Source organism: Streptomyces sp. NPDC041122 (genome assembly GCF_055592445.1).
This window is the reverse complement of record NZ_JBVIYQ010000001.1, coordinates 476,756-488,180: the sequence shown is the minus strand read 5'-3', so window position 1 is coordinate 488,180 and position 11,425 is coordinate 476,756. Positions and strand designations below refer to the sequence as shown.

Genomic DNA, 11,425 nt, shown 5'->3' with positions numbered 1-11,425 from the left:
GTTCTGCTGGAACCCCCGGCCTGCCTTCTCCGTTTACCGTGGAAGAAGCCGGCGGTCCGGACGGCACGCGCACCGGGCCGGGCTGGACCGGACCGGACGGGATGCGGAGAGGAGCGTCATGGGAGCCATGGGCGCAATCGTGGCGCTGCTGATGGTGCTCTTCCTGGTGCTGGGGGTGTACGCGACGGTGAAGGTGGTCCGCGCCGCCAAGCGAGGAGTGGACCGCACCATCCTGGAGGCCCGCCGGACGGTGGAGGACACCACCCTGCGGGCGAAGAGCTTCACCCAGGTCGGCACGACCGCCGAACTGGCCCAGCTGCGCCTCTCCTTGCGCTCGTCCATGCGCGCCACCCAGGACGTCCTGCACGCGGGTGTCGCCGCCGACGCCTCGCTGAAGGAGACCCTGAGCCTCTTCGAGCGGCTCAGCACCCACGGCCATGAGCTGGACGACGACCTCCGGCGCCTGGAGCGAGACCCGGACAAGGCCGCGCTGGCCGACCGCCTCCCCGAGCTGCGGGAGCGCACCGCGCAGATCACCAAGGCCGCGGACTCACTGCGCTGGTCGGCGCGGGACCGGGCCCGCCGGTTCGCGGGCGACGACCTGGACGATCTGAGCACCCAGATCGACATGGAGGCGGGCGCGCTGCGGCACTGGACGACGGAGCCGCCTTCCACCCGGTCCGCCGGATCGTCCACGCCGACCGCCGGGCCGGCCCCTGAGGCATCCGCACCGCCCTCCGGCTCATCCGCACCGACCCCCGCGATCAACCCGCCCGCATCGAGACCCACCTATCCGTGGGAGAAGAAGACCAAGCCCGAAAGCACGACCTGATCGCCCGCCCGTCCGGGCGGTTTTCGCCGGAACCGGGTGATCAGGGGCCGGGCTGCCGCCCGGCGGCACAGACAGGTAATCTCCAGCTCATGTCCCGCCATGTCGCGATCGTCACGGATTCAACGGCCTACCTGCCGCAAGGGACGATGGAGCGGCATGGCATCACCGCGGTGCCGCTGACCGTGGTCCTGGGGGACCAGGCGTTGGAAGAGGGGTCCGAGATCTCGGCCCGCTCCCTCGCCCAGGCGCTGCAGAAGCGGAAGTCGGTGACCACGTCCCGACCCAGTCCCGAGGTCTTCGCGCAGACGTACCGCAAGGCGGCCGAGGCGGGCGCCACGTCCATCATCTCGCTGCACCTCTCCGCCGAGTTCTCCGGCACGTACGACGCCGCCGTCCTCGCAGCGAAGGAGGCGCCGGTGCCGGTGCGGGTGGTGGACACCGGCATGGTCGCGATGGCGCTCGGCTTCTGTGCCCTCGAAGCGGCGCAGGCCGTGGAGGCGGGCGACTCGGTGGAGGAGGCGGTGACGGCGGCGGAGAAGCGGGCGTCCGGGACGTCCGCGTACTTCTACGTCGACACCCTCGAATATCTGCGCAGGGGCGGCCGTATCGGCGCCGCGCAGGCGCTGCTGGGCTCCGCGCTCGCCGTGAAGCCGCTGCTCAAGCTGGACGGCGGCCGCATCGACATGCTGGAGAAGGTGCGGACGGCTTCGAAGGCGATCGCCCGCCTGGAGGAGATCGTGGTCGAACGGGCCGGGACCGGCCAGGTCGACATCGCGGTGCATCACCTGGCGGCGCCGGAGCGGGCGTCGACACTCGCCGAGCGGCTCAGGGAACGGGTACCGGGCCTCGCGGAGCTGCATGTGAGCGAGGTCGGCGCGGTGATCGGGGCACACACGGGGCCGGGGTTGCTGGGGGCCGTGGTGTCGCCGCAGTGAGGTCCGCCCGGCCGGTTCCCTTTGCTGCGATTCCCACTTTCGAGTGACCGAGTTATCCACAACTGCTGGGTAATCCACGGGATTTGACCAAGATCAACAAGTTCTTCCCGCAGTGCCTACCGTCGTCGGCATGGCACTTCGATCACTCACCAGGACAGTTGCAGCGACGAGCGGCCCAGGACGCGGCCCCACCTCCGACGGCCGCGCGAGCCGGCGGCACACCCGCGGGCGGGTCCGGCGCGACCGGGCCCTCGCGGGGGCGGTTGGCGCGGAGGCGGTGAAGCTCCGGGCGGAGAGGCTCTTCGTCGAGGGGCAGGGGCAGGCGTCCGGGCAGGGGTGTGGGCCCGCGCAGGTGAAGGCGCAGGCGCCGCCGCGACCCGAGCCGCCACCACCGGCGTCGCCGCGTGCGCGGTGGCTGGACGGGACGGCTGCCGATGCCGCGCCGGTGCGCGGCGCACGGGGCGAGGGCGCGGACCCGTCGGCACCTGTGCCCGGGTGGGCGCGGAGAGCGGAAGCGCCGGCGGACGAGGAAGAGCTGGCTCCGGACGTGGGGCTGACTTCGCGGCAGGAGCGGACCGGGACCGGGATCGGGTTCGCCGTCCGGGAGCGGCTGCCGGTGTGGCTGCAGGCGCGGTGCGGCCTCGAACGGCGCGGCGTGATCGCGCTCGTCGCCGTCCTGGTGATCGCCGCGACCTTCGCGGCCCAGCACTTCTGGGCGGGCCGGACTCAGCCGGTCCGGCCGCCCGAGGTGGTCCGTGAGGCGCGCACCGGCTCCGAGCGGGGCGCCGAGCCTGCTCCGGCGCCGGGGCCGTCCCCGCAAGCGGGGCAGGCCGGACAGACGTCGACGGCCGCCGGCGGTTCCGCCGGAAAGATCGTCGTGGACGTCAGCGGAAAGGTCCGCCGACCGGGCGTGCACCGGCTGCCGGCCGGGTCCCGGGTGGCCGACGCCCTGCGGGCCGCGGGCGGAGTCAAGTCCGGCGCGAAGACGGACGGCCTCAACCGCGCGCGGTTCCTCGTGGACGGCGAACAGGTGGTCGTGGGCGTACCGGCACCGGCCGCCGGGGCCGGCTCGGGAGCCGGGGCGCCGGGAGGCGTGGGAAGCGGCGTGGCCGGAGGGGGCCCAGGGGCGACCGCCACCGGTCCCGTCGCCCTGAACACGGCGACGGCAGAGCAGCTCGACGAACTGCCCGGCGTCGGACCCGTGTTGGCGCAGCACATCCTCGACTACCGCGCGGAGCACGGCGGTTTCCGCTCCATCGAGGAGCTCCGCGAGGTCAACGGCATCGGCGACCGCCGCTTCGCCGATCTCCAGGATCTCGTACAGCCATGACGCGCGCGGCGGTCCACCTCACATCCGGCCACCGCCTCGGCGCCGCCCACCCGCGGCAGGAGGGCCCGGTCGACCTCCGGCTGGTGCCACCCGCGCTCGCGGCATGGGCGGCGGCCGCTCTGCTGCTGGACGCCCTGCCCCGGTGGGTGATCGGCATCGTGGTGGGGTGCGTCCTCCTGGCCGGTGCTCTCTTGGTGACGTGGACCGCGTCCGGGGGCCGGCGGCGATGGGGGAGGCTGTCGGCGGCCGCCGTGCTCCTCTGCATCGCCGGGGCCGCGGGTTCGGCGGCGCTGCACGGCGCGGACCTGCGCCGGGGCCCGATCCCCGGCCTGGCACGTGAGTACGCGCGGGTGGAAGCCGAGTTGAAGGTGACGTCCGACCCTCGGCGCACCCGGCCCCGCGTCGCGAGCGCGCACACGATGCCGCCCTCCGTCGTCCTGAACGCCGAGGTCGTCCGCGTCACGGAGACGGACGGCACGACGACCGCGACACGCACACCGGTCCTGGTCGTCGTACGCACGCAGGCAGAGCGGTCGCACCGGCCGCGCACGACAGAAAGGGGGAAGCGGGCCGGCCCCCCAGATGCCTGGCTGGGACTGCTGCCGTCCACCCGGCTGCGGGTGGAGGCGCGGCTGGCCCCACCCTTGCCGGAGGGGGACGAAGTGGCCGCCGTCCTCCGGGTGTCGGGCGAACGGGCGCGGGCGCCGCGCGTGATCGGAGAGCCGTCCGGGGCGCAACGGACGGCCGGAGCGTTGCGGAGTGGACTGCGCGAAGCCACGGACGGACTGCCGGCCGATGCCCGCGCGCTGCTCCCCGGGCTCGTCATCGGGGACACGTCGCGCGTGCCGGCCGAGCTGGACCAAGCCTTCAGGGCGACCGACCTCACGCATTTGCTTGCCGTCAGCGGAGCGAACCTCACGATCGTCCTGGTTCTGCTCATCGGACCGCAGGGCACCGCCCAGCGGGTGGAACGACGCGGACTGGCACCCAGGTTGGGCATCCCGCTGCGCACGACGGCGTTGCTCGGCGGGGCGCTCACTCTCGGCTTCGTCATCGTCTGCCGGCCCGATCCGAGTGTGCTGCGGGCGGCGGCCTGCGGGCTGATCGCGCTTCTCGCCATCGCGACCGGGCGGCGCAGGTCCCTCATTCCCGCGCTGGCCACGGCGGTCCTGCTGCTGGTCCTGTACGACCCGTGGCTGGCGCGGAGTTACGGCTTCCTGCTGTCCGTTCTCGCCACCGGAGCGCTGCTCACCCTCGCGCCGCGCTGGGGCGACGCACTGCGAGGGCGGGGCGTGCCGTCACGGTTGGCCGACGCGCTGGCCGCCGCGGCCGCGGCGCAGGCGGTGTGCGCGCCGGTGGTCGCCGTCCTGGCGGCGCGGGTGAGTCTGGTGGCGGTGCCGTGCAATCTCCTCGCCGAGTTCGCCGTGGCACCGGCCACGGTGTTCGGCTTCGCGGCCCTGGCCGTGGCGCCGGTCGCGATGCCCGTGGCCGAGGCGCTGGCGTGGTGCGCGAGTTGGCCGGCCGAGTGGATCGCGGGCATCGCCCGTACCGGGGCGGCGTTGCCGGGGAGCGGGGTCGACTGGCCGGACGGCTGGCGCGGCGGCTTCCTACTAACCCTCGCGACGGTGGCCCTCGTGCTGGCGGGGCGCAGGATCGTACGGCATCCGTGGCTGGTCGTGGCCTGCGCCGTCCTGCTCTTCCTGGTGGTCGTCCAGCCGCCACCGGTCACCCGGGTGATCACGGGGTGGCCGCCGCCGGGGTGGCGGATGGCGATGTGCGACGTCGGGCAGGGGGACGCCCTGGTGCTGGCGGCTGGAGACGGGGCCGGGGTGGTGGTCGACGCGGGGCCCGACCCGGTCGCGGCCGACCGGTGCCTGCGCCTCCTCGGGGTCACGCGGGTGCCCCTGGTCCTGCTCACGCACTTTCACGCCGACCATGTCGCGGGGCTGCCGGGGGTGTTGAGAGGACGCGAGGTGGGGGAGATCCAGACGACGGGGTTCCAGGAGCCGCCGGAGCAGGTGGAGTTCGTACGCGATCAAGCGGCGGCAGCGCGCGTTCCGGTGGTCCGGGCGGTGGCGGGGGAGCGGCGCCGGGCGGGCCCCCTGGACTGGCAGGTCCTCTGGCCACCGGGCCCAGCCAGTGGCCCATCCGCTGGCCCAACCCCCGACCCGTCCATAGGCTCGACCGCGGGGTCGATGCCGAGGCCTGAGGGTCCAAGGCTTGCGGGGCCGAGGCCTGAGGGGCCGAACGACGCGAGTGTCGCTCTGCTCGTGCGGACGGGTGGGCTGAGCCTGCTGCTCCTAGGGGACCTCGAACCGCCGGCCCAGCGGGCTCTGTTGCGCTCGCCGGCCGCCGCGTGGCTCGGTTCCGTCGACGTGCTCAAGGTCGCGCATCACGGTTCGGCCCACCAAGATCCGGAGCTGTTGCGCCGGGTGGCGCCGCGGCTGGCGCTGATTTCCTGCGGTGCCGACAACTCGTACGGGCATCCGTCGCCGGTGACGGTCGCGGCGCTGCGGGCCGGGGGAGCGGAGGTGTTGCGCACGGACAAGGATGGGGCGGTCGCGGTGATGGGGTCGGGGGTGCGTTCGGGGAAACGGGCGGAGGCGCGGCTGGAGGTGGCCACGCGGCCGCCGTAGCGCTCCTGCCTCCGGGGCGGCGTGACCCCTGGGCCCCTGATGGGGGACGTGCGGGGGCGCCCTCCGCGCGGGGCACCTTCGCACGGGCCGTCCTTCGCGCAGGCCATCCGTCGCGCGGGCCGCTGCCTCCGTGAGAGTGCAACGTCTCCGTGAGAGTGCAACGCCATCGTGAATGGGGTGCCGGGGTGCAACGCCTTCGTGAATCCCACGCCCGCACCGGGCTACCGCGGGGAACCCCGCCCTGACCTGGGGAGATATGAATGGCGGACGGTCAATTCGGGCTAGACGCGACAGTTCCAGCGCATCGTCTGGTTTCCCGTGATCTGGGTCCGTGTTGCGCCTAAAGCCGCAACGGTGATCGAATGCCCTTTCGTTGCAGTGTGCAGGTGTTGTCAAGTAGCGCGGGGATGTGTCGCAGGGTGTTCGGCCGTTGGCTGGGAAACCGTATGAATCGGGCCGGACGGACGGGGCCCTTGTCGGCGCTGACGGTTCCGTCGAAGGCGGGGGTGCTCAGCTGCCGGGTGCTCGACCCGGTCAACGAGCCGGTGCGGAACGCGGAGTTCGCGGTCAGTGACGCCGTGGGGCGCAAGGTGGTCAGCGGGGGCACGGACCCGTTCGGCTCGTTCGTGACGGCCGTTCCTGCGGGGGACTACCGGATCGCGGTGTCGGCGGACGGGTTCACGCCGTACCGGGCGAGCGCCACGGTGGGGGAGAACGCGCACGCCTCCATCGGTGACGTCATGCTCCAGGTCGCCGCTCCGCCGACGCTGCCCGAGCCCGGGGAGTGGGAGATCGACCCGCTGCACTCGGCGGTGGGCTTCACCGCGCGCCACATCGGACTCGCCCGTATCCGCGGCCGGTTCAACACCTTCGCGGGGGCGATACGGGTGGGGGAGCGGATGGAGGACTCCGCGATGCACGTCGTCATCGACGCGGCGTCCATCGACACCGCGGTCCAGATGCGCGACGACCATCTGCGGTCGGGCGACTTCCTGGACGTGGGGCGCTTCCCGACGATGGAGTTCTACAGCGACCGCTTCGTGCACAAGGGCGGCAGCCGCTGGGCGGTCTCGGGCGGGCTGACGTTGCACGGCGTGACGCGGACGGTCACGCTCGACACGGAGTACCTCGGGATCGGCAAGGGGCTGGAGGGCGAGACGCGCGTCGCCTGCCGGGCCACCACGGAACTGCACCGCGACGACTTCACGATCACCTGGCAGACGATGCTCGCGCGCGGCATCGCGGCCGTCGGACACAGCATCACGATCGACCTGGACATCCAGGCCATCCCGAAGACCTGACCGCCAGACGCCAGACGCCAGACGCCGGACGTGCGGCTGAGTGCGACGGAGGGCTCCAGGACGGAGGCGTCGCTACGGGGGCGCCGCCTTCCTACGGGGCCTCCAGCCAGCCCTCGTGTTCGGCGGCCAGGGCGTCGAGGGCCGTCGGGTCGAGCCGGGAGTCGGGGTCCTCGACCACGACGAGCCACTGGGCGTCCTCGGCGTCGTCCTCGCCGGCCAGGGCGTCGCGGACGAGCTGGGGTTCGTCGGCCACGCCGAAACGGTCGGGGAGCTCTTCGGCCACCACTTCCGCGGCGTCGCGGTCGGGCAGTACCAGGACATGTCGTACGTCGGTCACGGCTCCATTCTGCGATACGGCCCCGAGGGAAGGACGCCCAGGCCCGGGGCCCGCCCGGCCCCGCCCGGGTCCGCCCGAGGCTCTCCGCCCCCCTCCCCCCGGAGGCCCGGGCGGGCGGGGCTGTCAGTGGCGCGTGGGATGCTGGACCGCGATGGCCAGGAAGACAGCAAACGACGATCCGCTCGCCCCCCTCACGCTCGCCGTGGGGCAGGAGGACCTGCTCCTCGACCGTGCCGTGCAGCAGGTGGTCGCGGCCGCCCGCGCCGCCGACGCGGACACGGACGTGCGCGACCTCAGCTCCGACCAGTTGCAGCCCGGCACCCTCGCCGAGCTGACCAGTCCGTCGCTCTTCGCCGAGCGCAAGGTCGTCGTGGTGCGGAACGCCCATGATCTGTCCGCGGACACGATCAAGGACGTCAAGGCGTATCTCGGGGCGCCGGTCGAGGAGATCACGCTCGTCCTGCTGCACGCGGGCGGCGCCAAGGGCAAGGGGCTGCTCGACGCGGCGCGCAAGGCCGGGGCCCGCGAGGTCGCCTGCCCGAAGATGACCAAGCCCGCGGACCGGCTGTCGTTCGTGCGGAGTGAATTCCGGGTGCTCGGGCGTTCGGCGACGCCGGAGGCCTGCCAGGCCCTGGTCGACTCCATCGGCAGCGATCTGCGGGAGCTCGCCTCGGCGGTGTCGCAGCTCGCGGCGGACGTCGAGGGGACGATCGACGAAGAGGTCGTCGGCCGTTACTACACGGGGCGGGCGGAGGCCTCCAGCTTCACCGTGGCCGACCGGGCCGTCGAGGGCCGGGCCGCCGAGGCGCTGGAAGCCCTGCGCTGGTCCCTGTCGACCGGGGTCGCTCCCGTGATGATCACCAGCGCCCTCGCTCAGGGGGTCCGGGCGATCGGCAAGCTCTCCTCCGCGCGGGGCGGGCGGCCCGCCGACCTCGCCCGTGAGCTGGGCATGCCGCCCTGGAAGATCGACCGTGTGCGCCAGCAGATGCGGGGGTGGACCCCGGACGGGGTGGCCGCCGCGCTCACCGCGGTGGCCGCGGCCGACGCCGGCGTCAAGGGTGGCGGTGACGACCCGGAGTACGCGCTGGAGAAGGCGGTCGTCGCCATTGCCCGGGCGGCGCGGGCCCGGCGCGGCTGAGCGTTGCGGTAGCCCCACGGGCAGGGCGCGGGGTGTGTGCGGGGCGGTGGCCCCGCACAGGAGGGTGGTTCGTCTGCGGGGCTGTCAGCGGAGCCGTCGTGGCTTGTCGCGCAGTTCCCCGCGCTCCTGACCGGCACCGGGCGCGCCCCGCACCCAGCCCTCCCCCAGAACGGAGCCCCCACCGGCCACGGCACGCGCCTGAGCCCGGCCCCGACCACAGCCACGCCCCCCGGCCGCAACCCCGTGCCCAGCCACACCCCCACACCCCCACGCCCCCACGGCCCCCAGCCACGTCCCCCGGACACAGCAATGCCCCCGGAGTGGGCCGGGGGCATCGTCGCAGCGTGGCGTACTGCGTGGTCTGTCCGCGATTCGAGGTAGAGGGCTCGAATTACCCTCGCGGAAGGATTGATCAGCGTTGATCAGCGCCCCGGCGAGCCGGGGCAGCGGCTTCAGCCCTTGAGGGACGCGGCCTTCGTCGCAAGCGCCGACTTCTTGTTGGCGGCCTGGTTCTTGTGGATGACACCCTTGGAGACGGCCTTGTCGAGCTGGCGCGTGGCCTCACGCGTGAGCTCGGCAGCCTTCTGGGCGTCACCGGCGGCAACGGCCTCGCGGGCCTTGCGGATCGCGGTCTTCAGGGAAGACTTGACCGCCTTGTTGCGCTGACGCGCCTTCTCGTTGGTCTTGATCCGCTTGATCTGGGACTTGATGTTCGCCACGAAAGAGCCTTTTCAGGTTCAGGTACTGCAGAGGTACTGCAGATGAGTGTTATGACACGCGCCTCGACGCTTGAGAGGGCTACGAGACACAGCTGCCCACGGTACCAGCCGCCCTCCGACCGGCCCAAACCGAGCGCCGGAGCCCGGCCGCATCCCGCCCGTACCCCGGCCGTGCCCCCAGCCGTACGCCGGCCGCACCCCTCCCACCGGCCCAAACCGAGCGCAGTGCCGCGCCCATGGGACGATGGAAGCTACGTATAGATCCGACCCGAGGCGACAGGCGCCTCAAGAGACAGGACCCTGCGTGCCCGCGACCCCTAAGAATGTGCCCGAGCCGAGCCGTACGGACCCGGCGCTGATTCGCAATTTCTGCATCATCGCGCACATCGACCACGGCAAGTCCACGCTCGCCGACCGCATGCTCCAGCTCACCGGTGTGGTGGAGCAGCGGCAGATGCGTGCTCAGTATCTCGACCGCATGGACATCGAGCGCGAGCGCGGCATCACGATCAAGTCCCAGGCGGTGCGTCTGCCCTGGGCCCCGAGCGAGGGCCCGGACCAGACCAGGACGCACATCCTCAACATGATCGACACCCCGGGCCACGTGGACTTCACGTACGAAGTCTCGCGCTCGCTCGCGGCCTGCGAGGGCACGGTCCTCCTGGTCGACGCGGCCCAGGGCATCGAGGCGCAGACTCTCGCCAACCTCTACCTGGCGATGGAGAACGACCTCAAGATCGTCCCCGTACTGAACAAGATCGACCTGCCGGCCGCGCAGCCCGAGAAGTTCTCCGAGGAGCTCGCCAACCTCATCGGCTGCGAGCCCGAGGACGTCCTGAAGGTCTCCGCGAAGACCGGCATGGGCGTCGAGGCGCTGCTCGACAAGGTCGTCGCCGAGGTCCCGCCGCCGGTCGGCGTCAAGGACGCCCCCGCCCGCGCGATGATCTTCGACTCGGTCTACGACTCCTACCGCGGCGTCGTGACGTACGTACGAGTCGTCGACGGCCAGCTCAACAAGCGCGAGCGGATCCGGATGATGTCCACCGGCGCCACGCACGAGCTCCTGGAGATCGGCGTCTCCTCGCCGGAGATGACCCCGGCCGACGGCATCGGCGTCGGCGAGGTGGGCTACATCATCACCGGCGTGAAGGACGTCCGGCAGTCCAAGGTCGGTGACACGATCACCTCCCTGAACAAGGGGGCGACCGAGGCGCTCGGCGGTTACAAGGACCCCAAGCCGATGGTGTTCTCGGGCCTGTACCCGCTGGACGGCTCGGAGTACCCGGACCTGCGCGAGGCCCTGGACAAGCTGCAGCTCAACGACGCCGCGCTGGTCTACGAGCCGGAGACGTCCGCCGCGCTCGGCTTCGGCTTCCGCGTCGGCTTCCTGGGCCTGCTGCACCTGGACGTGATCCGCGAGCGCCTGGAGCGCGAGTTCGGGCTCGACCTGATCGCCACCGCCCCCAACGTGGTCTACCGCGTGATCATGGAGGACGGCACCGAGCACACGGTCACCAACCCGAGTGAATTCCCCGAGGGCAAGATCGACGAGGTGTACGAGCCGGTCGTGCGCGCCACGATCCTCGCGCCCAGCGAGTTCATCGGCTCGATCATGGAGCTGTGCCAGAACCGGCGCGGCGTCATGCTCGGCATGGACTACCTCTCCGAGGACCGCGTCGAGATCCGCTACACGCTGCCGCTCGCCGAGATCGTCTTCGACTTCTTCGACCAGCTGAAGTCCAAGACCCGCGGTTACGCCTCGCTGGACTACGAGCCCACCGGCGAGCAGTCCGCGCAGCTCGTCAAGGTCGACATCCTGCTGCACGGCGACAAGGTCGACGCGTTCTCCGCGGTCACGCACAAGGACCAGGCGTACGCGTACGGCGTGCGGCTCGTCGCCAAGCTGCGCGAGCTCATCCCGCGGCAGGCCTTCGAGGTGCCCGTCCAGGCCGCGATCGGCTCCCGGGTCATCGCTCGCGAGACCATCCGCGCCATCCGCAAGGACGTCCTCGCCAAGTGCTACGGCGGCGACATCTCCCGTAAGCGGAAGCTGCTGGAGAAGCAGAAGGAGGGCAAGAAGCGGATGAAGATGGTCGGCTCCGTCGAGGTGCCGCAGGAAGCCTTCATCGCGGTGCTCTCCAGCGACGACAACGCCGGCGGCAAGGCCAAGAAGTAGTCGTCAGGTCGCGGTCAAGAC

The 11,425-nt window shown here is 72.1% G+C and carries 9 protein-coding genes; 7 read left to right on the top strand and 2 right to left on the bottom strand.

From position 1 onward, the window contains the following. Positions 1 to 118: 118 nt before the first annotated feature. The 5 genes from ACZ6B8_RS02120 (at position 119) to ACZ6B8_RS02100 (ending at position 7,034) form a co-directional block, all read left to right on the top strand. Positions 119 to 832, top strand: coding sequence for a hypothetical protein (locus ACZ6B8_RS02120; RefSeq protein WP_471606008.1), 714 nt, complete (start codon positions 119 to 121; stop codon positions 830 to 832). Positions 833 to 921: 89 nt separating this feature from the next. Next, positions 922 to 1,767, top strand: coding sequence for a DegV family protein (locus ACZ6B8_RS02115; protein WP_471606007.1), 846 nt, complete (start codon positions 922 to 924; stop codon positions 1,765 to 1,767). Between the two features lie 547 nt (positions 1,768 to 2,314). After that, on the top strand, positions 2,315 to 3,097 hold the full coding sequence (locus tag ACZ6B8_RS02110) for a ComEA family DNA-binding protein (protein WP_471606006.1): 783 nt from the start codon (positions 2,315 to 2,317) through the stop codon (positions 3,095 to 3,097). Then, positions 3,094 to 5,733 carry a ComEC/Rec2 family competence protein gene (locus ACZ6B8_RS02105; protein WP_471606005.1) on the top strand — a complete coding sequence of 880 codons (2,640 nt, stop codon included), beginning with the start codon at positions 3,094 to 3,096 and terminating at the stop codon, positions 5,731 to 5,733. The genes ACZ6B8_RS02110 and ACZ6B8_RS02105 overlap by 4 nt, the downstream gene beginning before the upstream one ends. A gap of 419 nt (positions 5,734 to 6,152) precedes the next feature. After that, on the top strand, positions 6,153 to 7,034 hold the full coding sequence (locus tag ACZ6B8_RS02100) for a YceI family protein (protein ID WP_471606443.1): 882 nt from the start codon (positions 6,153 to 6,155) through the stop codon (positions 7,032 to 7,034). A 91-nt stretch (positions 7,035 to 7,125) separates the two neighbouring features. Here the strand turns inward: ACZ6B8_RS02100 and ACZ6B8_RS02095 are convergent, their stop codons facing one another. Further along, positions 7,126 to 7,371, bottom strand: coding sequence for a hypothetical protein (locus ACZ6B8_RS02095; protein WP_355808376.1), 246 nt, complete (start codon positions 7,369 to 7,371; stop codon positions 7,126 to 7,128). A 151-nt stretch (positions 7,372 to 7,522) separates the two neighbouring features. On the opposite strand from ACZ6B8_RS02095, the gene holA reads away from it, so the two are divergent. Beyond that, positions 7,523 to 8,509, top strand: a complete 987-nt coding sequence (gene holA, locus ACZ6B8_RS02090; protein WP_471606004.1) for a DNA polymerase III subunit delta — start codon at positions 7,523 to 7,525, stop codon at positions 8,507 to 8,509. A gap of 452 nt (positions 8,510 to 8,961) precedes the next feature. On the opposite strand, the gene rpsT is transcribed toward holA, so the two are convergent. Next, positions 8,962 to 9,228 carry a 30S ribosomal protein S20 gene (rpsT, locus tag ACZ6B8_RS02085; RefSeq protein WP_030783448.1) on the bottom strand — a complete coding sequence of 89 codons (267 nt, stop codon included), beginning with the start codon at positions 9,226 to 9,228 and terminating at the stop codon, positions 8,962 to 8,964. Positions 9,229 to 9,532: 304 nt separating this feature from the next. On the opposite strand from rpsT, the gene lepA reads away from it, so the two are divergent. Beyond that, the gene (gene lepA, locus ACZ6B8_RS02080; RefSeq protein ID WP_471606003.1) at positions 9,533 to 11,404 is read left to right on the top strand and encodes a translation elongation factor 4; all 1,872 of its coding nucleotides are present in this window, start codon (positions 9,533 to 9,535) and stop codon (positions 11,402 to 11,404) included. Positions 11,405 to 11,425 lie beyond the last annotated feature (21 nt).

Excerpts from the sequence above, each read along its gene's own strand:
- ACZ6B8_RS02120 (WP_471606008.1), top strand. The coding sequence starts at position 119 with ATGGGAGCCATGGGCGCAATCGTGGCGCTGCTGATGGTGCTCTTCCTG.
- ACZ6B8_RS02105 (WP_471606005.1), top strand. The coding sequence starts at position 3,094 with ATGACGCGCGCGGCGGTCCACCTCACATCCGGCCACCGCCTCGGCGCC.
- holA (WP_471606004.1), top strand. The coding sequence starts at position 7,523 with ATGGCCAGGAAGACAGCAAACGACGATCCGCTCGCCCCCCTCACGCTC.
- ACZ6B8_RS02115 (WP_471606007.1), top strand. The coding sequence starts at position 922 with ATGTCCCGCCATGTCGCGATCGTCACGGATTCAACGGCCTACCTGCCG.